This is a genomic window from Micromonospora sp. NPDC049051 (genome assembly GCF_043197575.1).
Taxonomy (GTDB): Bacteria; Actinomycetota; Actinomycetes; order Mycobacteriales; family Micromonosporaceae; genus Micromonospora.
The window spans coordinates 89,992-111,886 of the sequence record NZ_JBICTL010000007.1 but is presented as its reverse complement, the minus strand read 5'-3'; the positions used below and the strand labels follow the sequence as shown (position 1 = coordinate 111,886).

Here is a 21,895-nt window from a genome sequence, read left to right as displayed (position 1 = left end):
TTTCTAGCGTCGTCGGCATGCCAGTCATCGAGGTGGAGAACCTCCGCAAGCAGTACGGCGACCAGGTGGCCGTCGCCGACGTGTCGTTGAGCGTGGACGAGGGCGAGATCTTCGGGCTCGTCGGCCCGAACGGCGCCGGCAAGACCACGACCGTGGAGTGCATCGAGGGGCTCCGGGCCCCGGACGCCGGATCGGTACGGGTGCTGGGGTTGGACCCGCAGCGGGACCGCGCGGCGGTGCGCCGGAAGCTGGGCATCCAACTCCAGGAGAGCCAGCTGCCGGACCGGATCAAGGTGTGGGAGGCGCTCGACCTGTACAGCTCGTTCTATCCGTACCCGGCCGACTGGCGGAAGCTGATGGACGAGCTGGGCCTGGCCCCCAAACGAAACACGGTGTTCGCGAAGCTCTCCGGCGGCCAGAAGCAGCGGTTGTCGATCGCGCTCGCCCTGGTCGGCAACCCGTCGGTGGCGATCCTGGACGAGCTGACCACGGGCCTGGACCCGCAGGCGCGGCGGGACACGTGGGAGCTGGTCCGGCAGGTCCGGGATCGTGGCGTCACGGTCGTGCTGGTGACCCACTTCATGGACGAGGCGGAACGGCTGTGCGACCGGTTGGCGGTCATCGCGGCCGGCCGGGTCCTCGCCGTCGACACTCCCCGTCACCTGATCGCCGGGGCCCAGGTGCCCGGTGTCGAACGACCCACCCTCGAGGACGCGATCCTCGCCCTCACCGCCGCCAGGAGCAACCGATGACCAGCCTTTCCAAGATCATCCGTGTCGAGGCGAAGCTGTTCCTCCGGGATCCGGTCGGCACGTTCTTCGCCATCGCGTTCCCGGCCCTGCTGATCCTGGTACTCGGCCTGGCCATGCCGGGCTTCCGGGAGCCTGCGGACGAGTTGGACGGCCGGCTCCCCTTGGAGGTCTACCTGCCCATCACCATGACGCTGGCCATCGCGACGGTGACGTTGATGACGCTGGTCAGCGTGGTGGGCACCTACCGCGAACGGGGCATCCTGCGCCGGCTGTCGACCACCCCGGTCCCACCGGCGGCGGTGCTCGTCGCGCAGGTGGCCGTGAACGTCACCGCGCTGCTGGTCGCGTGCGGCCTGGCCTGGCTGGTGGCGGCGACCGTCTTCGACGTACCGCCGCCCGGCAACGCGCTCGGCTTCGTGCTGGCGTTCGCGCTCGGGGCGGGCGCGATGTGCGCCGTCGCGCTGCTCGTGACGGCGGTCACGCCGAGCGCCCGGGCCTCGATGGGGGTCGGCCAGCTGATCTACTTCCCGATGATGTTCTTCGCCGGGGTGTGGACGCCGGGGCCGCAGATGCCGGACCTGGTGCGGAAGATCGCCGACTTCACCCCGCTGGGGGCCGCGTCCCAGGCCCTGCAGGACGCCTGGGCGGGCTCCTGGCCCACGCTGTCGCACCTGGCCGTGATGGTGGCGTTCACCGTGGTGCTGGGCGGGGTCGCGGCCCGCTACTTCCGCTGGGAGTGAGCCGCTCTCGAGGCGACACGAGGGGGGCGGCGGCGCCGCGGCCTGGTCGGCCCCGACCAGCGCGCGGCCCGCCCGCAGCAGGCCACCGCTTCCGGCTCGGCGCCTGCCGGCGACCAGCAGGTTCCCGCGACCGCTTATGCTGCGCCGACGATCCCGCACAGCCCCGATCTCCCGCACCATGCCGACGAACGACAGGAGAGTGCTCCGTGACAGTCCGCGCCTCGGGCCGGCCGTTGACCCGTCTGGAGATCGCCCAGCAGCACGCGGAGCACGTGCTCGGAGCGCACAAGGCCAAGCGGATCGCGATGTTCGACAACGGCGCCCTGTACGTCCGGCCGGGTTCGGTGGCGCTGTTCCTGGCCTGGCTCATCGACTTCACGGTGTACGTGTGCGGCGTCGTGGCGGGTATCGTCGCCCTGATCCTGGTGCAGGAGCCGATGGGCATCTCCGACGCCATGGCCGGGGCGGGAGCGCTCGCGTTGCTCGTCGTGGTGCCGGTGCTGTACGGCCTCTGCTACGGCAACGGCCGGGCACTCGGCGCACTCCTGACCGGCACGCAACTCGTGCGGGCCGAGGACGGCGGACGAGTCGGTGTCAAGGCGTGCTGGGCCATGCTGATCAGAACGCTGTTCCTGCCGGTGCTGCTCATCGCGGCGATGGGAGCAGTCCCCGGTGGGGTGAAGCGGCTCAGCGTCGACCCCGACGCCAGCCGGCAGCTCTACGCCGCGGGCATCCGTTGACCCGCCGCCGCACCCGCTGAGCGGGCGATCCGGGAGGCTGAGCGAACCAGCGCCGGGTCAGGGCGCGAGGTGGGCGCCGAGGCGGCGGACGGTCTCGGCGGCGGCGATCGCGTCGCTGCGGGCGCTGCCGTGCCGGCCGTCGCCGCTGTACATCGTCGCGTCGGCGGTGAGCGGGTGGTCGGTGAGCCGCACGTGCAGGGTGCCGAGCCGTTCCGCGACGGCCCCGGTGTGCGTCGAGAGTCGACGCATCCGCTCGCCGAGGCCGGCGCGGTGCCGCTCGGGTACGGCGGGGCTGTGCGACACGTCGAACATGCCGACGGTGATCACGTCCGCTCCGGCGGCGCGCAGCGCCTCGATCATCGCGGTCAGCTCGGCGTCGACCGCGTCGGCGTCGTACCCCCGGCTGAAGGCGTCGTTGCCGCCGCAGACCACCAGCGCCAGGTCGGGGCGGAACGCCAGGGCCGGGGCGAGCTGGGTGGCGCGCACCTCGTGCGCCCGCAGCCCTCGCAGGCCCAGGTTGAGGTACGCCAGTTCCGGCCGGACGGCCCGCAGCTCGGCGGCGATCCGGTCGGCCCACTGGACGTCGGGATAGCCGTCGGTGGGCTCGCAGAGCCCTTCGGCCACGCTGTCGCCGAGCACCGCGAAGCGCCGCCACGGATGGCCGCGCAGCAGCGCCGCGCTCTCCCCGGCGCGCAGGCACCACGGATCCGTCGCTTCGGTCAACGTCGATGGCATGCCGGCACGCTAGCCCACACTCGGTACCGGGAGTAGGGGCCGGTCGTCCGACCCCGGGTGAGCCGTGGCGGCAGGCGCGACGGTGCGCTCGGGTGCCCGCCGGGCTACGCCTGCCGGCCCGCCCGGTAGGCCGCCACGAGCCGCTTCGGCGCCCGGACCTGCCACGCCTCGACGACCAGCTCGGTCAGCTCGTCGAGGTCGATGCGGTCGAGCCGGACGAGGACCGCCGGGTAGCCGTCGAAGTGCGGGGTGGTGAGGTAGACGGCCGGATCGTCGGCGAGCAGCGCCTCCTTCACCCCCAGGTCCGGCACCCGGGCGCCGAGGACGGGGCCGTCCGGCGCGGCGCCGCCGAGGGAGTCGAGCTCGGCGCGGCGCAGCGGTCGTTCCCAGACGAACGACCGGTCGCGGACCTTCCATGCCGGCGCTCCCTGGTAGGACGGTTGCTCGCTCGTCTCCGGCAGCCCCGACGCGATCCGGCGGACGTCCTCCCAGGTGGCCATGGCCCGACCCTACGCCCGCCCTACGACACCCGGTGCCCGCTCGGCCGGCGCCGCGGTGGACCGTGGGCGCAGGCCGGGCAGCAGCGGCAGCAGGGTGACGACGAGGCAGAACGCCGCCATGACCAGCAGGGCGGGGACGAGGCCGAGCGCGGCGGCCGACCAGCCGCCCAGCAGCGCGCCCAACGGCAGGCCCGCGAACGCCAGCGACCCGGCCAGGCCGATCACCCGGGTCTGCAACGCGGCCGGCACCCGCTCGTAGATCGCCACCCCGAGCAGCGGGTTCACCGCCGCGATACCGATGCCGGAGGCGAACGTCACCGCCAGCACCACCGCCAGCTCCTCGCTCAGCGCGAGGACCAGCAGTCGCGGGGCGCCGCTGACGGCCGCACCGACCACGAAGGCCAGATAACGGGGCAGCCGGGGTCCGTACGCCGTGAAGAGCAGGTTGCCCAGCAGCGCGCCCGCCGCGAACGCCCCCAGCAGCAGGCCGAGCCCGGCGGGGCTGCGCAGCACGTCCGCCACCCAGAGGGGGATGTAGACCGCGACGCTCGCGTTGACCACCATGTTCAACGCCGAGATCACCAGCAGCATGGTCAGCAGCATCCGGTCGCGTCCCAGGTGGCGGAACCCGCCCGCGAGCGCCCGCAGGTATCCCTCCGGCTGTGCGGGCGCCGCCGGGGGCGCCGGCGGGCGGACCAGCAGGCTGACGAGCAGGGCGCAGACGGCGAAGCTGGCGGCGTCGATGAGGAGCGCCTGCGTCACCCCGAACCACCAGACGAGCAGGCCGCCCAGCCCCGCGCCGAGCAGGGTGACCAGCCGGCCCAGCCCGTCGTAGACGGAGGTCAGCCGGATCAGCGGCACTCCGGCGGCCTCGGCGGCCGGGCGGAACATCACGTGCTTGACCCGGTCGCCGACGCCGCGCAGCGCGCCCACCAGGGCGACCAGCACGAGCAGTGCGCCGAAGCCGAGCCACGGGGTGAGGGCCACCGCCACCATCAGCGCCGCGCTGCCGGCGTCGGTCAGGATGGCGGTGCGGCGCAGGCCGATCCGGTCCGCCCAGGGCGTGCCGAGCGCGCTGGAGAGCAGGTAGGGAAGCGTCTCGGCGGCGGCCACCGCGCCCATCTTCGCCGGGCTGCCGGTGGTCTCCAGCACCAGCCAGGGCAGGGCCACCACCGAGATCCGGCTGCCCAAATTGGAGATCAGGTCGGCGGCGACCAGGACGGTCAGTTCCCGCCGGGGCGTCACGCCAGGCTGCCGATCGACGCCTCCGGCTGCTCGACCGACGACGGGTGCTCCTCGGCGTAGCGGGCCCGCAGCGCGCGCTTGTCCACCTTGGCGGAGCGGTTGAGCGGCAGCCGGTCGACGAACCGCACCCCGCCCGGCGCCCACGTGTCGCTGAGTTCGGCCGTCACCAGGTCGATCAGCTCCGTGGCGGTCACCGTCGCGCCGGGCGCCGGCACCACGAAGGCGTACGGTAGTTCGCCGGCCGCCTCGTCCGGTACGCCGATCACGGCCGCCGCCCGTACCTGCGGGTGCCCGGCCAGGACGTCCTCGATGGGGCGGGAGTGGATCGGCCAACTGCGCCGCCGGGTGAGGATCCGGTCCTGCAACCGGTCGACCAGGTAGAGGTAGCCGTCGGCGTCGAGGTGCCCGACGTCGCGGGTGCGGACCCAGCCGTCGACCAGCGTCTCGGCGGTCAGCTCGGGCTGGCCGTGGTAGCCGGCGAAGCGCAGGCCGGTGTGCACCCACACCTCCCCGTCGGCGCCGGGCGGCAGCACCGTACCGTCCTCGGCGCGGATCTCGATGCGCACGTCGCCGTAGGGTCGCCCGCAGGAGCGCAGCCGCTGCGGGTACGCCGGATCGTCGGTCAACCCGGGCAGGGCGGTGACCACGACGGCCTCGCTGAGGCCGTACACGATGCGCAGCACCGGCCCGAAGCGGGCGATCGCCTGACGCAGCCGGGCGGGCGCGGCGGGCCCGGCGCCCACGTTGAACATGAACATGGCGGAGAAGTCCGCGCCGTCGAGGGCCGGGTGGTCGAGCACCTCGTAGAGCATCGGCGGCGTGACGAAGGTCGAGTTGATCCGCTCGCCCGCGACGGTGGCGATGAACCGCTCGGGATCCCAGCCGTCGCGCGGGAACAGCACGCCGCCGGTGAAGAGGTTGAACAGGGTGGTGATCTGGCCGCTGGCCAGCCACATCGGCGAGTGCGACAGGTGCCGCAGCAGCGGGTACCCGGCGGCCCGGAAGTCGGCGGCCAGGGCGAGGATCTGCGCGTAGAAGCTCTCCCGGTGGTGCACCAGCTTCGGGGTGCCGGTGGTGCCGCTGGTCTGCAGGAACGACTCCGGCGCCGGCGCCCCGACCGGCAGGTCGACCGCCGGGACGTGCGCCGCCTCGGCGAGCAGGTCGGGGCCCGCGCCGCCGGGACCGAGGCAGAACACGGGCACCCCGGGCAGCCCGGCGGCCAGCTCCGGGCCCAGCCCGGCCGGGTCCCGGGCGTCGTAGACGAACGCGTCGGGACGGGCCAGCCGGACGAACTCGTCGACCTCCCGGCGGGAGGTGACCGGGGCGATCCACATCGTCCGGCAGCCCAGCAGGTGCAGGGCGAGCTGCACCAGTGGTCCCTCCACCGGGTTGCCGAGCGCCAGCAGCACCGCGTCCCCCGGCCGTACGCCGTGCCCGTGCAGCGTCGCGGCGAGCCCGCGCACCCGGGCGACAGCCTCGGCGTAGCTGAGCCGGTGTCCGTTTCCGACCAGCGCCTCCCGGTCGCCGAAGCCCGCGAACAGCTCCAGCGCCCGGTGCACGTAGCCGGCCCCTCGTTCGGTTCGATCGGTCATCCGACAGCCCCCTCGCCGCAGAGATCTGGCCGTGTTCCGGCAGCCCGGGACGGCACGGCGGCCGGACGACCGCACCGCCGCCGTCCGTGAGCGTAGGTACCACCGACCGTCACCGGACAGGGCCTGAACGGCGCTCCGTGCGGACCTGAGGACATTTGATCGCGTCGATCAGGTTGATTGACGGTCACGGAACGTGGCCGCTAGGTTTCTGGACCATCGTCCAGGCGGTGCCGTCAGCGGACGGCCCTGGGCTGCCAACGATGGAGGTTCAATGTCGACCCCGAAAAGATGGCATGTCATCGCATCCGCGGCCACCCTGCTCGTCGCCGGCACCCCGGCGATGGTGGCCAGCGCCGGTCCGTCGGACACCGCGGCGTCGCACCCGCGTACCGTCTGGGCGGGCAGCTGGGCCGCCGCGGTGACCAGGGGAAACGCGACCGGCCTGACCAACAGCGGCCTCAACGACCAGAGCGTACGCATGGTCGTGCACACCACCGTCGGCGGAGAGCGGTTCCGGGTCCGGCTGAGCAACTCCTACGGCGAGCAGGCCGTCCGGGTCGGCCGCGCCACCGTGGCCAGGCCGAACACGGCGACCCCCGACGACCTGTCCGACATCGACCCCTCGACCCTGCGGACGCTGACCTTCGGCGGCGCCACGTCGGCCACCATGAACCGCGGCGCCGAACTGGTCAGCGACCCTGTCGCGCTGCCCGTCGGCGACCAGCAGGACCTGGTGCTGACCGTGCACTTCCCGACCCCGACCGGCCCGGTGACCTTCCACGGCCAGTCCCGGCAGACGAACTTCATCGGCGCCACCGACCTGACCGGCGCCGCCGGCGGGGCCGGGTTCACGATCCGACCGAACTGCTGCTGGTTCTTCCTGTCCGGCATCGACGTGCAGCGCCGGCACAGCCCCGGCTCGGTGGTGGTCTTCGGCGACTCCATCGCCGACGGCAACGGCAGCACCGTCAACGCCAACAAGCGCTGGCCCGACCTGCTCGCCGACCGGCTCATCGACGACCGTCCGGACGTACGCACCCCGGGCGTGCTGAACCTCAGCCTCGCCGGCAACCGGCTCAACCACGAGGGCACCGAGCCCGGGGCGGGCGGCTTCCCCGGCTACCACGAACTCGGCCCCAACGCCCTGGCCCGCCTCGACGAGGACGTCTTCGCGCAGACCGACGCCCGGACGGTGATCACCGGACTCGGCATCAACGACATCTGGATGTCGGGCGACTCCGCCGAGCAGATCATCGCCTCCCTGCGGCAGATCAACCAGCAGGTGAAGGCGCGCGGCCTGCGCAGCCTCGTGTCGACGCTGACCCCGTACGAGGGGCACGGCAACCCGGGGGTGTGGACGCCCGAGAAGGAGGCCACCCGGCAGGCCGTGAACGCCTGGCTGCGCGGCAGCACCGAGTTCGACGGGCTGCTCGACTTCGACCGGGTGCTGCGCGATCCGGCCCAGCCGAGCCGGCTGCTGCCCGCGTACGACTCGGGCGACCACATCCACCCGAACGACGCCGGCAACCAGGCGCTGGCGAACGCCGTACCTCTGCGACTGCTCGGCCTGTGACCTCGGCGCGGGCGGCGGGGTGACCCCCGCCGCCCGCGCGGCACCGTCGATGGGGGAGACCGGACGACCGTGGACGTGACCCAGCTGCTGACCCGCCTCTACAGCGACGAGGGCCGGCAGGACCCCTACCCCTGCTACGCGGCCCTGCACGGGCTCGGGCCGGTCAGCCCCGTGCCGGCGCGCGCCGAACACCGCTCGGTCGACGCCGTCGCCGTCGGCTACGACCTGGTCAGCCAGGTCCTGCGGGACCCGCGGTGGTACAAGCAGGCCCCGCCGGGCTGGCAGGAGCAGGAGGTGCTGCGCACCCTCCAGACCTCGATGATGTTCGTCAACCCGCCCGAGCACACCCGGATGCGGGCGGCCTTCGCCAGGAGCTTCACGCCGCGCCGGCTCGCCGCGCTGGAGCCGACCGTGCACCGGGTCGTCGACGGGCTGCTCGACCGGATGGCCGACGCCGGGGATACCGGCCTCGACTTCGTCGCGGAGTTCGCGTACCCGCTGCCGGCCCTGGTGATGGCGGAGTTCATCGGCATCCCCGCCGCCGAACTGGACTTCTACCGGCAGCGGGTGGAACGGATCGACGAGTTCCTGGACGTGGCGGGCCAGACCCCGCAGCGGCTCGCCACCGCCAACACCGCCGCCGCCGAGCTGCGCGACTTCTACGCCGAGCTGATCGCCCACCGGCGCCACCGGCCCGGCGACGACCTGATCAGCGCCCTGGTCGAGGCGGTCGACTTCGGGGACGTGGAACTGACCGTCGACGAGCTGGTCAGCAACCTGATCGTGCTGTTCAACGCCGCCTTCGTCACCACCGTCTACATGTTCGGCAACGGGCTGCCCCTGCTGCTGACCCACCCGGAGGTGGCCGCCGCGCTGCCCGGCGACGACGCGCTGACCCGGGGCGCGGTCGACGAGATCCTGCGGCTGGAGGCACCCGTGCACTTCCTGGCGCGGGCCGCGCCCGGGGACACCGACGTGGGTGGGGTGCCGGTCGGGCGGGACCGCAACGTACTGCTGATCCTCGCCGCCGCCAACCGGGACCCGGCCCGCTTTCCCGACCCGGACCGCTTCGACCCGCGCCGCACGGGCCCGCCGTCGTTGGCCTTCGGCGCCGGCCTGCACTTCTGCCTCGGCGCCGCGGTGTCCCGGCTGGAGGGCCGCCTCGCGCTGCCCAGGCTGCTGGCCCGCTTCCCCGGGCTCACCGTCGCCGAGCCGCCCACCTACAGCGGCAGTCTCTTCCTGCGCGGCGTCGACAAGCTGGCGGTGCACACCCGAGGAGGATCCGCATGAGCGTCCATCCGCAGGTGGCGGCGTACCGGGCCGCCCGCGCGGCGGCCGGCACCCCGCCGCTGTACACCCAGACCCTGGCCGAGGCCCGCGCCGCCGACCTCGCCGCGATCCGCGCCGGCGGCGGCACGGTGGAGCCGGTGCACGAGGTACGCGACACGCGCGTGCCCGGACCTGCCGGCGACCTGCCGGTGCGGATCCACCGGCCGGCGGGGGAGGGGCCGCTGCCCACCCTGGTCTACTTCTTCGGCGGTGGCTGGACGCTGGGCAGCGTCGACACCGCCGACGGCATCTGCCGGCGGCTGGCCAACGCGGTGCCCTGCCAGGTCGTCACCGTCGGCTACCGGCTGGCCCCGGAGCACCCCTTCCCGGCTGCCGTGTACGACTGCCACGCGGCCACCCGGTGGATCGTCGACAACCCGGCGGAGTTCGGTGTCGACCCGCGGCGGGTGGCGGTCGGCGGGGACAGCGCCGGTGGCAACCTCGCCGCCGCCGTCACCCTGCTCGCCCGCGACGACGGAGGACCCCGGCTCGCCGCCCAGCTGCTGGTGTACCCGAACACCGACCAGAGCGCCGATCCCGACGGCGACGGCGAGGACCCGCTGCTGTTCAACCGCCGCTCGGTCGCCTGGTACCGGGGCCACTACCTCGCCGACCCTGCCGACGCACGGCACCCGCTGGCGTCGCCGCTGCTCGCCGCCGACCTGAGCGGCCTGCCGCCGGCACTGGTGATCACCGCCGAGCACGACCCGCTGCGCGACCAGGGGGAGCGGTACGCGCACCGGCTGCGCGACGCCGGGGTGCCGACCACCCTCACCCGGTACGCCGGCATGATCCACGGCTTCTTCGCCATGCCCGGGGCGTTCGACGACGGCCGCCGTGCCCAGGACGAGGCCGCCGCCTTCCTGCGTGAGCTGTTCGGCACGACGGACAGCGGTACGTTGGGCGGCGATGCGTGGGGCGGCGCTGTGCCGGGCGGCACCCCGTCGGGCGGTGGCGCGTCGGACGGCGGTGGACCGGTCGGCAGGACGGCGACCGCCGGCGCGACGGTGCCGGTGGGAGGGGAGAACGGGAATGGTTGAGGGCGTGCTGTCGAAGTCGGACCTGCCGGTGGCGCAGCCGTCGCCGGCCAGCCTGGCCGACTTCGCGGACCTGGCCCGGGCGGTGCTGCCGCCCGACGTGTGGGACTACGTCGACGGCGGCAGCGGTGCCGAGACGACGCTCGCCGCCAACCGTCGCGCGCTGGAGCGGGTGGCCGTACTGCCCCGGATGCTGCGCGGCGTGCACACCCCCCGCACCGAGGCGCGGCTGCTCGGCGCGTCGTACGCCATGCCGGTGGCCGTGGCACCCATGGCGTACCAGCGGCTCGTGCACCCCGACGGGGAACTGGCGCTGGCCGCCGCCGCCCGCGCGGCCGACGTGCCGTACGTGGCCAGCACCCTGAGCAGCGTGCCGATCGAGCAGATCGCGGAGACCGGCGCGACCGTCTGGTTCCAGCTCTACTGGCTGCGTGACCGGGCGCTGGTCGCCGACCTGCTGGACCGGGCGCACGCGGCGGGGTGCACGGCGCTGACGGTCACCGTGGACGTGCCGATCCTCGGCCCGCGCCGGCGCGACGTGCGTAACGCGTTCGCCATCCCGGCACAGGTCGTGGCGGCCAACCTGCCGGCCGGCCGGGACGACCTCGCGCACACCGCCACCCCGGGGGTCTCCGCCATCGCCGCACACACCGGAGACGTCTTCGCGCCCGCGCTGACCTGGGCCGACCTGGAGTGGCTGCGCGGCCGTACCACCCTGCCGCTGGTGGTCAAGGGCGTGCTCGACCCGCGCGACGCGGAGCTGGCGGTGGATGCCGGCGCGGACGCGGTGGTGGTCTCCAACCACGGTGGCCGCCAGCTCGACGGCGCGCCGGCCACCGCGACCATGCTGCCCGAGGTGGTGGCGGCGGTGGGCGACCGGTGCGAGGTGCTGCTGGACAGCGGCGTACGCGACGGCGCCGACGTGCTGCGCGCGCTCGCCCTCGGCGCGCGGGGGGTGCTCGTCGGCCGGCCCATGCTGTGGGCGCTCGCCGCCGGCGGCCGGGCCGGGGCGCGGACGGCGCTGGCGCTGCTGGCCGGCGAGTTCCGCGACGCCCTCGCGCTGGCCGGCTGCGCCGACCCGGTGGCGGCTCGCGACCTGCGTGTGATCAGGGAGGGCTGACCGGTGACCGATACGGTGGACCTGCGCGTCGACGACCTGCACCCGGCCGTCGACGATCCCGCGCTGAACTCGATGAACTTCCTCAACGAGGTGGCCCAGCACTACCCCGACGCGGTGTCGCTCGCGGCCGGCCGGCCGTACGAGGAGTTCTTCGAGGTCGCGGCGATGCACCGGCACCTGGAGAGGTTCCGCCGACACCTGACCGACGACCTCGGGCAGAGCCCCGCGCAGGTGCACCGGACGCTGTTGCAGTACGGCCGCACCAAGGGCATCGTGCACCACCTCGTCGCCCGCAACCTCGCCGTCGACGAGGGCGTCACGGTCGACCCGGAGGCGATCGTGGTGACCGTCGGCTGCCAGGAGGCGATGTTCCTGGTGCTGCGGGCGCTGCGGGCCGACCCGCGCGACGTGCTGCTCGCCGTCGCCCCGACGTACGTGGGGCTGACCGGCGCCGCCCGGCTGCTGGAGCTGCCGGTGCGGCCGGTGCGCGGTGGCCCGGCCGGCATCGACCTGGCCGACCTGCGTGAGCAGGTGCGCCGGGCCCGTTCGGCGGGGCTGCGCCCGCGCGCCTGCTACGTGATGCCGGACTTCGCCAACCCCTCCGGGACCAGCATCGCCCTGGCCGACCGGCGGCGACTGCTCGACCTGGCCGCCGAGGAGGACCTGCTGCTGCTGGAGGACAACCCGTACGGCCTCTTCCCCGCCTCGGACGCGCGGCGGCCGCCGACGCTCAAGGCGCTGGACACCGCGCGACGGGTGGTCTACCTGGGCTCGTTCGCCAAGACGGTACTGCCCGGCGCCCGCGTGGGCTACGTGGTCGCCGACCAGCGCGTGGCGTCCGCCGACGGCACCGTGAGCCTGCTCGCCGACCAGCTTGCCAAGATCAAGAGCATGGTCACCGTGAACACCTCGCCGATCGCCCAGGCGGTCGTCGGCGGGGCGCTGCTGGAGCACGGGTGCAGCCTCGTGGCGGCCACCGCCCGGGAACGGAAGGCGTACGGGCGCAACCTGCGCCACCTGGTCGACGGCCTGGCCCGGCGGTTCCCGGAAGGGGCCTCGCCGGTGCGGTGGAACGTCCCGGCCGGCGGGTTCTTCGTCGTGGTCACCGTGCCGTTCACGGTCGACGACGCCCTGCTGCACCGCTCCGGCCGCGAGTACGGGCTGCTCTGGACGCCGATGGCGCACTTCTACGACGACGGCGCCCCGGTCGACGCGCTGCGACTGTCGGTCAGCGCCGTCACCCCCGAACAGATCGACCTCGGGCTGGACCGGCTCGCCGCGCTGGTCGCCGACGAGACGGCCCGGCGGGCGGCCGTCGCCGGGGCGGGATGACACACCGCGTTCACCGCACGGCAATGCGCGACTGCCCGTGTTCCGCCGTCCTGCGTGGACATTCATAATGGACGTCATGGTCGCCTGGGAGTACGCGTTGCTGGTCCGCCGTTATCAGGGGCAGGGCCGCGCCTTTCATGTCAGCTTCACCTGGTACGGCCCGGACGGGTCGCGCCGGGACATCACCGCGTACGGCGACACCGCGATCGCGCACCTCAACCGGGCCGGCCGGGAGGGCTGGGAACTCGTCTCCGCCGCCGAGGACGTCAACAACGTCCAGGGCAGCACCGAGGTGCACCGCTACCACCTGAAGCGCCCCATCGCCTGACCGCCGCCGCGAACGCGTGACCCTACCCGGCAGGCGGGCGCCGGCTTCCTCGACCGGTCCTCGTCCCCGTCGCCACCTGGCCCCTCGACAGCGGTAGCGTCTCCTTTCGCCGCCGACCGGCCGCCCACCCCGGGCGCCGGCGCGTGCGGCGGAAGGAGCAGCGGTGGCACAGCCGGTAGCGGGCGCGGCCCGGCACGTCGTCGGGGTCGACTTCGGCACCCTCTCCGGCCGGGCGGTGGTGGTCGACATCGCCGACGGGACCGTGCGGGGCGAGGCCGTGCACGAGTACCGGCACGGGGTGCTCACCGAGCGGCTGCCCGACGGGACGCCGCTGCCGCCGGACTGGGCGTTGCAGCACCCCGACGACCACCGCGAGGTGCTGCGCGTCGCGGTGCCCGCCGCGCTGCGTGCCGCCGGCGTCCGGCCCGAGGACGTACGCGGCATCGGCGTCGACGCCACCTCCTGCACGATGCTGCCCGCCCGCGCCGACGGCACCCCGCTGTGCGAGCTGCCCGACCTGGCCGGGCGGCCGCACGCGTACCCGAAGCTGTGGAAGCACCACGCGGCCCAGCGGCAGGCCGCCCGGATCAACGAGGTCGCCGCCGCACGCGGCGAGAGCTGGCTGCCCCGCTACGGCGGCCGGGTCTCCGCCGAGTGGCAGCTCGCCAAGGCCCTGGAGGTGCTGGAGGAGGACCCGGAGGTCTTCGACCGGGCGGAGCGCTTCATCGAGACGACGGACTGGCTGGTCTGGCAGCTCTGCGGCCGGGAGACCCGCAACGTCTCCGCCGCCGGCTACAAGGGGCTGCGGCAGGACGGGCGGTACCCGTCGGCGGAGTTCCTGCGCGCCCTGCACCCCCGCCTCGACGGACTGCTGCCCCGCCTCGACGGGCCGCTCGCGCCGCTCGGCGCCCGGGCCGGCGGGCTGACCGCCGAAGCGGCCCGCTGGACCGGCCTGCCGGTGGGGACCGCCGTCGCGGTCGGTGCCATCGACGCGCACGTCACCGCCGCCGCGGCCCGGTCGGTCGAGCCGGGCCGCATGCTCGCGGTGCTCGGCACCTCCACCTGCCTGATCATGAACGCGGACGCGTACCGCGAGGTGCCCGGCGTCTGCGGCGTGGTCGACGGGGGCGTGACCGCCGGATCCTGGGGCTACGAGGCCGGGCAGAGCGGCGTCGGCGACATCTTCGCCTGGTACGCCCGCACCGCCCTGCCGGCCCACTACGCCGACGAGGCGCGCCGCCGGGGGCTCAGCCCGTACGAGCTGCTGGACGCCCTCGCCGCCGAGCAGCCGGTCGGCGGCCACGGCCTGCTGGCGCTGGACTGGCACAGCGGCAACCGCTCGGTGCTGATGGACCACGAGCTGAGCGGCGTGCTGGTGGGCCTGACCCTGGCGACCAGGCCGGAGGAGATCTGGCGGGCGCTGCTGGAGGCCACCGCCTTCGGCGCCCGCACCGTGGTCGAAGCCTTCACCGCCGCCGGGGTGGCCGTCGACGAGCTGACCGTGGCCGGCGGGCTGACCCGCAACCGGCTGCTGCTGCGGATCTACGCCGACGTGCTCGGCCGGCCGCTGCACGTGCTCGACGCCGAACAGCCGGCGGCGTTGGGCGCGGCCATCCACGCGGCGGTCGCCGCCGGGGCGTACCCGCACGTGCCGGCCGCCTCGGCGGCGATGGGCGCCGGCCGGCGCGAGACCTGGCACCCCGACCCGGCCCGGGCGGCGGCCTACGACGAGTTGTACGCCGACTACCGCGCCCTGCACGACCACTTCGGCCGGGGCGGCACCGACGTCCTGCACCGCCTGCGCGCCCGACGCCACCGCACACCCTGACCCACCCCACCCCACCCCCGCCCCCGCCCCGCCCCCGCCCCGACGGCGTCGATCATGCAGTTGTGGGGGGTCACGAACGTCCACCAATGCGGATGAGACGGGCACCAGAACTGCATGATCGACGCCGGGCGGCGTGGGGTGGGGCGTGGGGCCGGGCGGTGGGGGCCGGGGGGCGTGGGCCGGGCGGGTGGGGGCGAGGGCTGGGACGGGGACGCCCCCGCCGGCGGGGCCGGGCGGGGGCGTCAGGGTGGCGTGGAACTCAGCCGAGGTCGACGGCCGGGTAGAGCGGGAAGCCGGTCAGCAGGTCGCTGGCCTGCTTGCTGATCCGCTCCGCGACGGCGGGGTCGAGGACGTACTTCGCCTTGGACGCGGTGCCGTCCGGGTTCGCGCCCGGCCTGGTCTGGCTGAGCACGGTGTGGATCAGCTCGGCCGTCTCGTCCATCTGCGCCGGGCCCAGCCCACGGGTGGTCAGCGCCGGGGTGCCGACCCGGATGCCCGAGGTGTACCAGGCGCCGTTCGGGTCCTGCGGCACGGAGTTGCGGTTGGTGACGATGCCCGAGTCGAGCAGCGCCTGCTCGGCCTGCCGGCCGGTCAGCCCGTAGCCGGAGACGTCGATCAGCACCAGGTGGTTGTCGGTGCCGCCGGTGACCAGCTTGCCGCCCCGGCGCAGTAGCCCCTCGGCGAGGGCCTGGGCGTTGTCGACGATCCGCTGGGCGTAGTCGGCGAAGTCGGGGCGCCGCGCCTCGGCCAGTGCGACGGCCTTGGCGGCCATCACGTGCGGCAGCGGGCCGCCGAGCACCATCGGGCAGCCCCGGTCGACCTGGTCGGCCAGTTCGGGCTGGCAGAGCACCATGCCGCCGCGCGGGCCGCGCAGCGACTTGTGCGTGGTCGTGGTGACGATGTGCGCGTGCGGCACCGGGTCGAAGTCGCCGGTGAAGACCTTCCCGGCGACCAGGCCGGCGAAGTGCGCCATGTCGACCATGAAGGTGGCGCCGACCGAGTCGGCGATCTCCCGCATGATCCGGAAGTTGACCTTCCGCGGGTACGCCGAGTAGCCGGCGACCAGGATCAGCGGCTTGAACTCGCGGGCCGCCTCGGCGACCTTGTCGTAGTCGACGAGGCCGGTGACCGGGTCCGTGCCGTAGCTGCGCTGGTCGAACATCTTGCCGGAGATGTTCGGCCGGAAACCGTGGGTGAGGTGGCCACCGGCGTCCAGCGACATGCCGAGCATCCGCTGGTTGCCCAGCTCCCGGCGCAGCGCGAACCAGTCCGCCTCGGTCAGGTCGTTGACCTGCCGCACCTGCGCCTTCCTCAGCGCGGGCGACTCCACCCGGTCGGCCAGGATCGCCCAGAAGGCGACGAGGTTGGCGTCGATGCCGGAGTGCGGCTGCACGTACGCGTGGGCGGCGCCGAACAGCTCCCGGGCGTGCTCGGCGGCGAGCGCCTCGACGGTGTCGACGTTCTGGCAGCCCGCGTAGAAGCGGCGGCCGACGGTGCCCTCGGCGTACTTGTCGCTGAACCAGTTGCCCATGGCCAGCAGGGTGGCCGGGGAGGCGTAGTTCTCGCTGGCGATGAGCTTGAGGGACTCGCGCTGGTCGGCGAGCTCCGCGCCGATGGCGTCCGCCACCCGCGGCTCGACGGCGCGGATCACCTCGAGGGCGCTGCGGAAGGCGGTGGATTCGGCGTTCAGCGACATGCGACCTCCAGTGACGTGCGGAAGGCCCAGGCGCTCGGCATGCGTCCTCATGACGGGACCGCTTCCCGATGGTGCCCCATCCTCACGCGCCAGTCACGGCCCGTGCCGATCCTACCGGGTCGACCCCGGCCCACCTGGCCCGGGCGGCGGACCCCGGTGCCGGCCTCGCGGCCGGGCACGCCGCTGCCTAGGATCAGCGGCATGGCGGGGGAGGACGGCGAGGGCGGCAGCCTGTTCGCCATCAGCGACCTGCACGTCGGTCACCGGGACAACCGGGCGGTGGTGGAGGGGCTGCGCCCCGGATCGCCGGAGGACTGGCTGCTGGTCGCCGGCGACGTGGGCGACACCGTGGCGGACATCGAGTGGGCCCTCGGCCTGCTCAGCAGCCGCTTCGCGAAGGTCGTCTGGACGCCGGGCAACCACGAGCTGTGGACCCCGCCGGCGGATCCGGTGACCCTGCGCGGGGCCGCGCGCTACGCGTACCTGGTCGACGCCTGCCGGCGGCTGGGCGTGCTGACGCCCGAGGACCCGTACCCGGTGTGGCGGGGGGAGGGCGGTCCGGTGCTCGTGGCGCCGCTGTTCCTGCTCTACGACTACAGCTGGCGCCCGGAGGGGTTCGACACCCCCGAGGCGGCGCTGGAGGAGGCGTACCGGGTGGGGATCGTGTGCACCGACGAGTTCCTGCTGCACCCCGACCCGTACCCGAGCCGGTCGGCGTGGTGCGCCGCCCGGGTCGCCGAGACCGCGCGCCGGCTCGACGAGCGGGAGCCCGGCATGCCGACCGTACTGGTCAACCACTGGCCGCTGCTGCGTGAGCCGACCCGGGTGCTGCGCTACCCGATCTTCGCCCAGTGGTGCGGGACGGAGTCCACCGCCGACTGGCACCTGCGCTTCGACGCCGCCGCCGTGGTCTACGGCCACCTGCACATCCCCCGTACGACCCGGCACGACGGGGTGCGCTTCGAGGAGGTCTCGGTGGGCTACCCGCGGGAGTGGCGGCCCCGGGCCGCGCCTCCGGCGCTGCGGCGGATCCTGCCCGCGCCCCGGGCATGACGACGGGCCCCGGCGCACCGGGGCCCGTGCGGGCGCATTCGCTCAGGCAGTCACGGCGTCCAGCGACTTCTTGATCGCCTTTGGGTCGGTCGGCTTGCGCGGCGCGTCGGCCCGCAGCGCGATCATCCGCTCGCCGATCTCCTGGAGCTGCTTACGACCGAGCGCCTCGCGCACCTTCGGGAACCACTCCTGCTCCTCCTCCTCGACGTGGTGCAGGACGTTCTCGATCAACACCGTGGTCTTGGCGTTGAAGTGCTCGTCGCCGGCATCCATGGCGTACAACTCGGCGCAGAGCACGTCGGCGACGTGGTGCTCCTCGTACGACTCGAGGATGTCGTCCTCCAGGTCGGGCAGGAGCTTGCGGACCTCGGGGTACATCACCTCGTTCTCGAGGTAGGTGTGGACGGTCAGGGCTTCCAGGATCTCGTTCACCAGCTTCTGCCGCCGGGCCGCCGGGCCCTTCTCGGCCTCCTGGAACGCCTTGAACAGGCGGCGCATCTCCTTGTGGTCCTCTTTCAACACCACGATGGCATCGGTGGACACCGTCGACCTCCTCGGGCTCGTCTGACACCTCCTCCCGTACCCCGGGGTGAGCAGCGAAAACGGGTGGGGCCCGGCGATGATCCGCCGGGCCCCACCACGGGTCGTACCGTGCTTGTTACTTGACCACGTTGTACGCGTTGACCATGCCGAATCCGTAGAAGCCGTTGCGCTTGCCGCCGGAGCAGGTCGCGTCGTAGGCGTGCGGACCGGCCGCGATCAGCGGCACCGGGTTGTAGACGCCGCTGGGGCAGGCGATCGCCTCGGCGGTGCTGCCCAGGAAGGCCGACAGCTGACCGGACGTCATGCCCGGGTGCGCCGAGACGGCCAGGGCGGCCACGCCGGCGGCGTGCGGCGAGGACATCGAGGTGCCCTGCTTGAAGCCCCAGCCGTTGGTCTTCGTGGTGGTGTTGTAGGTGGTGGACAGGATGCCGTCGGAGGGCGTCGAGGTGACCCCCCGCGTACGGAAGCGGGTGTCGCCACCCGGCGCCGTCACCTCGATCTCGCCGTGGCCGTACGAGGAGTAGTAGCTCTTCTCCCCGGTCGGGCCGACCGCCGACACCGTCACCACGCCCGGCGCCTCGCCCGGCAGGACGAGGCAGGAGTTGGTGAGGTTCTCGCGCTCCTCGGGCGTCCCGTTGTTCGGGCTGCCCGTGTCGGTGATCTTGTGGGCGAGGTCGAAGTTCGAGTTACCCGCGGACGCCACGTGCAGCACGCCCTTGCTCTGCGAGTAACGCAGGGCCCGCTGGACCGCCTTCCACACCGGACGCTGGCGTGCGTCGTTGCGGCAGTTGAGCTGCCAGGGGTCGATGTAGTAACTGTTGTTGGTCACCTGCATGCCCTGCTCGGCGGCCCACATGAACCCGCAGACCGCGGCCTCCGGGAAGATGTAGCCGTCGTCGTTGACCACCTTGACGGCGGCCACCTTGACGCCCGGGGCGACACCGGTCACGCCGACGCCGTTGACGGCGGCGGCGATGGTCCCGGCCACGTGGGTGCCGTGGTCGGAGGTGGTCGGGTTCCAGGCGGACTCGGTGGTGTCGGTGACCCCACCGAGGCAGGACGTGCTCTTGTTCTTCGCGATCTGGCTGGCCAGATCGGGGTGGCTGGACGAGATGCCGCTGTCCAGTACGCCCACCACCACGTCGGCGCGGCCGGCGTTGACGGCGTGGGCCTGCGGGACGTCGATCATCGGCATGTCCCACTGCTGACCGAAGAGGGGCTCCTTGGTCGGGTCGGCGGTCGTGTTGGCCGCCTCGGCCGCGGAGACCTCCAGGGTCTCGCCCTCGTCGAGGGCGGTGCCCAGGCCGGCGGTGGACGCCACCGAGTCGACGCCCGCGCCCGCCACGTCGGTGACGAAGTCGGGGTTGGTCGACCGGACGACGAGCACGCCGATCTGGTCGTAGCTGGCCACCACGGTGCCGTTGGCGGCGGCCACGCGGGCAGCCGCCTTGTCGGTCTTGGCGCCCTGCGGGGCGAGCACCAGGAACGTGGTGTCCGGGCCGGCAGCCGACGCCGCCGGGGCCACCCCGCCGGCGACGGCGAGGCCGACGCCGAGCGTCACGGCGGACGCGGCAGCCAGTGTCTTGCGACGGAGGTTCTTCACACAGACTCCCAGGGGCTGTTTCCAGCCGGGGTACGCCCCCTGGCGGGGAGCGGCCGGCGGGAGGCGGGCGGGATGCACGCCTCCGCAAGCACCAGCGTCACACCGCCAGCTGGCGTTACACGCGGGTGCGAGCCGGGACGAAAGGTGTCATACGGTCGCCAGGGTGTGGGGAATCTCGTCGAGCAACTCCCGGGCGAGGAAGCCGATCCGGCCGAACTGGGGAACCAGCCGTTGGCCGCTCACCGCGTGGGCGAACGCCGCCCAGCACGCGGCCTGCGCCGGCTCCGCGCCCCGCGACAGCAGCCCGGCCAGCAGCCCGGCGCGGACGTCCCCGCTGCCGGACGTGCCGAGCCCGGCGTCGCCGCTCTCCTCCCGCCAGCCGCGCCCGTCGGGGGTGGCGATGTGGCCGTAGAGCGAGACGACCGCGTCGTAGCGGCGGGCCAGCTCGGCCGCCTCGGCGTCCAGGTCGTCGCCGGGCTCGCGGCCGAGCAGGTGCCGGGCCTCGGTGAGGTTGGGGGTGAGCACCGCGGGCCGGCCGGATCCGACCAGCAGGTCCGGGGCATGGCTGAGGGCCCCCAGGGCGTACGCGTCGAACACCAGCGACGTCCGCGGGCCGGCCGCGTCGAGCACCAGGCGCAGCAGGCGGCCGGTCTCGTCGATGTCCTTGAGCCCCGGGCCGACGGCCACCACGTCCGCCTCCGCCACCAGGGCGCCCAGCAGCTCACCGGGCTGGCCCGCGACGGCGCCGTCGACGGTCTCCGGCAGCCCCACCACCAGCGCCTCGGGCACCTGGATGCTCAGTGCGGCGGCGGTGGACTCGGCGGCGGCGAGCTGGAGGACGCCGGCACCGGCCCGCAGCGCGGCCACGCCGGCGAGCAGCACCGCGCCGGGGGTGAACCGCGAGCCACCGACCACCAGCACCGTGCCCCGGGCCTGCTTGCCTCCGGTCGGTACGGGCAGCGCCCAGTCCCGCAGCAGCCCCGGCGTGATGACCTGGGTGTCAGACCGGTTCGGCATGGACCTCGTCCTCCCTGGTCGGCCGGGCGCCCTGCTCGCGTAGGTGGCCGACGTCGTTGAACACGTCCGGGGTCAGCCGGCCGTCGGTACCGGCCGACCATCCGGTGATCGAGCAGTTGGCGATGACGTGCTCGCGGGTCAGCGCCATCAACTCCGCCTCGGTGAGCCCCTCCACGAGGTAACGGGTGAGGAAGACCAGGGCGTCGTGGCCGAACAGCAGCACGCGCCGGCCCTCGTGGTCGCGGCGCAGGTCGCCGAGGAGGGCGCGCAGGCGCAGTGCCACGTCGGTCCAGGACTCCCCGCCCGGCGGACGGTAGTAGAACTTGCCGAGCCGGTCCCGGCGCGCGGCCTCCTCGGGGTGCCGCCGGCGTACCCCCTGCCCGGTCAGTCCGTCCAGGATGCCCAGCTCCCGGTCGCGCAGCCGCTCGTCGCGGGTGAGCGGGATCCCGGTGCCGGCCAGGGCCAGCTCGGCGGTACGCACCGCCCGCAGGTACGGCGACACCACCGCCACCTCGGGCCGACGGCCCTCGGGCAGCCCGGCCAGCCAGCGCGCGGTGGCCCGGGCCTGCTCCTCCCCGGTGGGGCTCAGCGGCACGTCGGCGTCGCGATGGGTCAGGTCGATCAGCTCGGCGCCGTCCGCCTCGGCCGCCGTGGCCGCCACGTTCGCCGTGCTCTCGCCGTGCCGGACGATCCAGAGCGTCGCCAGTTCCGCCATGCGGCAACCCCTACCCGGGGCCCGCGCCGGGTAACCGCGTCCATCCGGGCGTGTCCGGGCCCGCGGCGGGTATGCGTCGGCTCCACCGATCACCGAGATGGGGAGGTGCGCCGTGGCCACGATGGTCAGGGAGCCGGCGAGCCCGGTGAGGGACCAGAACTACGACCTGATCCACGCGCTGCAGATGTCGTTGCAGCACATCTGGCAGTTGGAGAACTACATCGCCGACGCCGACGCGCGGGGCGACACGGAACTGGCCACCTGGTTCCGCAAGATCCAGGAGAACAACCGCAAGGCGGGCGAGCAGGGCAAGACGATGCTCCTGGCGCGCCTCCAGGAGGAGATGGGCTGAGGTACGCCGCCACCGGTGGCCGGGCGTCCCGAGTCGGGCACCCGGCCACCGGCCGTGACGGGGCG

Annotated in this window: 19 protein-coding genes, 2 pseudogenes and 1 riboswitch; of the genes and pseudogenes, 12 read left to right on the top strand and 9 right to left on the bottom strand. The window is 73.9% G+C overall.

The window, feature by feature from the left end; all coding sequences use genetic code 11:
- Positions 1-17 precede the first annotated feature (17 nt).
- From ACGFIR_RS26730 to ACGFIR_RS26720, 3 genes and pseudogenes are all read left to right on the top strand, one after another.
- A pseudogene (locus ACGFIR_RS26730) lies at positions 18-719 on the top strand (ABC transporter ATP-binding protein); the annotation flags it as partial.
- Between the two features lie 29 nt (positions 720-748).
- Complete coding sequence (locus ACGFIR_RS26725) at positions 749-1,492, top strand: ABC transporter permease (RefSeq protein ID WP_393147855.1); 744 nt, start codon at positions 749-751, stop codon at positions 1,490-1,492.
- A 206-nt stretch (positions 1,493-1,698) separates the two neighbouring features.
- Positions 1,699-2,232 (top strand): hypothetical protein, encoded by a 534-nt coding sequence (locus ACGFIR_RS26720; protein ID WP_393007048.1) that lies wholly within the window; start codon positions 1,699-1,701, stop codon positions 2,230-2,232.
- Between the two features lie 57 nt (positions 2,233-2,289).
- On the opposite strand, the gene ACGFIR_RS26715 is transcribed toward ACGFIR_RS26720, so the two are convergent.
- From ACGFIR_RS26715 to ACGFIR_RS26700, 4 genes are all read right to left on the bottom strand, one after another.
- The gene (locus ACGFIR_RS26715; protein ID WP_393007050.1) at positions 2,290-2,967 is read right to left on the bottom strand and encodes an SGNH/GDSL hydrolase family protein; all 678 of its coding nucleotides are present in this window, start codon (positions 2,965-2,967) and stop codon (positions 2,290-2,292) included.
- A gap of 104 nt (positions 2,968-3,071) precedes the next feature.
- Positions 3,072-3,467, bottom strand: a complete 396-nt coding sequence (locus tag ACGFIR_RS26710; protein WP_393147853.1) for an MmcQ/YjbR family DNA-binding protein — start codon at positions 3,465-3,467, stop codon at positions 3,072-3,074.
- Positions 3,468-3,476: 9 nt separating this feature from the next.
- Positions 3,477-4,712, bottom strand: a complete 1,236-nt coding sequence (locus ACGFIR_RS26705) for an MFS transporter (protein WP_393147851.1) — start codon at positions 4,710-4,712, stop codon at positions 3,477-3,479.
- Positions 4,709-6,304 (bottom strand): class I adenylate-forming enzyme family protein, encoded by a 1,596-nt coding sequence (locus ACGFIR_RS26700; protein WP_393147849.1) that lies wholly within the window; start codon positions 6,302-6,304, stop codon positions 4,709-4,711. The genes ACGFIR_RS26705 and ACGFIR_RS26700 overlap by 4 nt, the downstream gene beginning before the upstream one ends.
- Before the next feature lie 298 nt (positions 6,305-6,602).
- On the opposite strand from ACGFIR_RS26700, the gene ACGFIR_RS26695 reads away from it, so the two are divergent.
- The 7 genes and pseudogenes from ACGFIR_RS26695 to ACGFIR_RS26665 all read left to right on the top strand — a co-directional run bounded on the left by ACGFIR_RS26695 (position 6,603) and on the right by ACGFIR_RS26665 (position 14,851).
- Entirely contained in the window at positions 6,603-7,877 is a 1,275-nt protein-coding gene (locus tag ACGFIR_RS26695; RefSeq protein WP_393148022.1) for an SGNH/GDSL hydrolase family protein, read from the top strand.
- A 69-nt stretch (positions 7,878-7,946) separates the two neighbouring features.
- Positions 7,947-9,167, top strand: a complete 1,221-nt coding sequence (locus tag ACGFIR_RS26690; RefSeq protein ID WP_393007058.1) for a cytochrome P450 — start codon at positions 7,947-7,949, stop codon at positions 9,165-9,167.
- Positions 9,164-10,093, top strand: a pseudogene (locus ACGFIR_RS26685) (alpha/beta hydrolase); the annotation flags it as partial. The gene ACGFIR_RS26690 and the pseudogene ACGFIR_RS26685, both read left to right, overlap by 4 nt.
- A 145-nt stretch (positions 10,094-10,238) precedes the next feature.
- A complete protein-coding gene (locus tag ACGFIR_RS26680; protein ID WP_393147847.1) occupies positions 10,239-11,363 on the top strand; it encodes an alpha-hydroxy acid oxidase in 1,125 nt (374 codons plus the stop codon).
- Positions 11,364-11,366: 3 nt separating this feature from the next.
- On the top strand, positions 11,367-12,695 hold the full coding sequence (locus tag ACGFIR_RS26675) for a PLP-dependent aminotransferase family protein (RefSeq protein ID WP_393007062.1): 1,329 nt from the start codon (positions 11,367-11,369) through the stop codon (positions 12,693-12,695).
- 67 nt (positions 12,696-12,762) lie between these two features.
- Complete coding sequence (locus ACGFIR_RS26670) at positions 12,763-13,023, top strand: hypothetical protein (RefSeq protein WP_363897852.1); 261 nt, start codon at positions 12,763-12,765, stop codon at positions 13,021-13,023.
- Positions 13,024-13,186: 163 nt separating this feature from the next.
- The gene (locus ACGFIR_RS26665) at positions 13,187-14,851 is read left to right on the top strand and encodes a ribulokinase (protein ID WP_393147845.1); all 1,665 of its coding nucleotides are present in this window, start codon (positions 13,187-13,189) and stop codon (positions 14,849-14,851) included.
- A 259-nt stretch (positions 14,852-15,110) separates the two neighbouring features.
- Here ACGFIR_RS26665 and ACGFIR_RS26660 read toward each other — a convergent pair whose 3' ends face one another.
- Positions 15,111-16,547 (bottom strand): glycine hydroxymethyltransferase, encoded by a 1,437-nt coding sequence (locus tag ACGFIR_RS26660; RefSeq protein ID WP_393007065.1) that lies wholly within the window; start codon positions 16,545-16,547, stop codon positions 15,111-15,113.
- A gap of 17 nt (positions 16,548-16,564) precedes the next feature.
- A riboswitch (ZMP/ZTP riboswitch) is annotated at positions 16,565-16,654 on the bottom strand.
- A 94-nt stretch (positions 16,655-16,748) separates the two neighbouring features.
- On the opposite strand from ACGFIR_RS26660, the gene ACGFIR_RS26655 reads away from it, so the two are divergent.
- Positions 16,749-17,600 carry a metallophosphoesterase family protein gene (locus tag ACGFIR_RS26655; protein WP_393007067.1) on the top strand — a complete coding sequence of 284 codons (852 nt, stop codon included), beginning with the start codon at positions 16,749-16,751 and terminating at the stop codon, positions 17,598-17,600.
- Positions 17,601-17,642: 42 nt separating this feature from the next.
- On the opposite strand, the gene ACGFIR_RS26650 is transcribed toward ACGFIR_RS26655, so the two are convergent.
- The 4 genes from ACGFIR_RS26650 to ACGFIR_RS26635 form a co-directional block, all read right to left on the bottom strand.
- Positions 17,643-18,143 carry a hemerythrin domain-containing protein gene (locus ACGFIR_RS26650; protein ID WP_393147843.1) on the bottom strand — a complete coding sequence of 167 codons (501 nt, stop codon included), beginning with the start codon at positions 18,141-18,143 and terminating at the stop codon, positions 17,643-17,645.
- A gap of 115 nt (positions 18,144-18,258) precedes the next feature.
- On the bottom strand, positions 18,259-19,746 hold the full coding sequence (locus tag ACGFIR_RS26645) for a S8 family serine peptidase (protein WP_393147841.1): 1,488 nt from the start codon (positions 19,744-19,746) through the stop codon (positions 18,259-18,261).
- A gap of 147 nt (positions 19,747-19,893) precedes the next feature.
- Positions 19,894-20,763: an NAD(P)H-hydrate dehydratase gene (locus ACGFIR_RS26640; protein WP_393147839.1), complete on the bottom strand. Its 870-nt coding sequence runs from the start codon at positions 20,761-20,763 to the stop codon at positions 19,894-19,896.
- Positions 20,747-21,478, bottom strand: a complete 732-nt coding sequence (locus ACGFIR_RS26635) for a histidine phosphatase family protein (RefSeq protein ID WP_393147837.1) — start codon at positions 21,476-21,478, stop codon at positions 20,747-20,749. Before ACGFIR_RS26635 ends, ACGFIR_RS26640 begins: the two co-directional genes overlap by 17 nt.
- Before the next feature lie 121 nt (positions 21,479-21,599).
- Here ACGFIR_RS26635 and ACGFIR_RS26630 point away from each other — a divergent pair, with 121 nt between their 5' ends.
- On the top strand, positions 21,600-21,830 hold the full coding sequence (locus tag ACGFIR_RS26630) for a hypothetical protein (protein WP_393007403.1): 231 nt from the start codon (positions 21,600-21,602) through the stop codon (positions 21,828-21,830).
- Positions 21,831-21,895 lie beyond the last annotated feature (65 nt).

What these genes read in the sequence shown, in the direction of transcription:
- ACGFIR_RS26725 (WP_393147855.1), top strand. Translation starts at nt 749, where the DNA reads ATGACCAGCCTTTCCAAGATCATCCGTGTCGAGGCGAAGCTGTTCCTC.
- ACGFIR_RS26715 (WP_393007050.1), bottom strand. Translation starts at nt 2,967, where the DNA reads ATGCCATCGACGTTGACCGAAGCGACGGATCCGTGGTGCCTGCGCGCC.
- ACGFIR_RS26710 (WP_393147853.1), bottom strand. Translation starts at nt 3,467, where the DNA reads ATGGCCACCTGGGAGGACGTCCGCCGGATCGCGTCGGGGCTGCCGGAG.
- ACGFIR_RS26700 (WP_393147849.1), bottom strand. Translation starts at nt 6,304, where the DNA reads ATGACCGATCGAACCGAACGAGGGGCCGGCTACGTGCACCGGGCGCTG.
- ACGFIR_RS26680 (WP_393147847.1), top strand. Translation starts at nt 10,239, where the DNA reads ATGGTTGAGGGCGTGCTGTCGAAGTCGGACCTGCCGGTGGCGCAGCCG.
- ACGFIR_RS26670 (WP_363897852.1), top strand. Translation starts at nt 12,763, where the DNA reads ATGGACGTCATGGTCGCCTGGGAGTACGCGTTGCTGGTCCGCCGTTAT.
- ACGFIR_RS26660 (WP_393007065.1), bottom strand. Translation starts at nt 16,547, where the DNA reads ATGTCGCTGAACGCCGAATCCACCGCCTTCCGCAGCGCCCTCGAGGTG.
- ACGFIR_RS26655 (WP_393007067.1), top strand. Translation starts at nt 16,749, where the DNA reads ATGGCGGGGGAGGACGGCGAGGGCGGCAGCCTGTTCGCCATCAGCGAC.
- ACGFIR_RS26640 (WP_393147839.1), bottom strand. Translation starts at nt 20,763, where the DNA reads ATGCCGAACCGGTCTGACACCCAGGTCATCACGCCGGGGCTGCTGCGG.
- ACGFIR_RS26635 (WP_393147837.1), bottom strand. Translation starts at nt 21,478, where the DNA reads ATGGCGGAACTGGCGACGCTCTGGATCGTCCGGCACGGCGAGAGCACG.
- ACGFIR_RS26630 (WP_393007403.1), top strand. Translation starts at nt 21,600, where the DNA reads ATGGTCAGGGAGCCGGCGAGCCCGGTGAGGGACCAGAACTACGACCTG.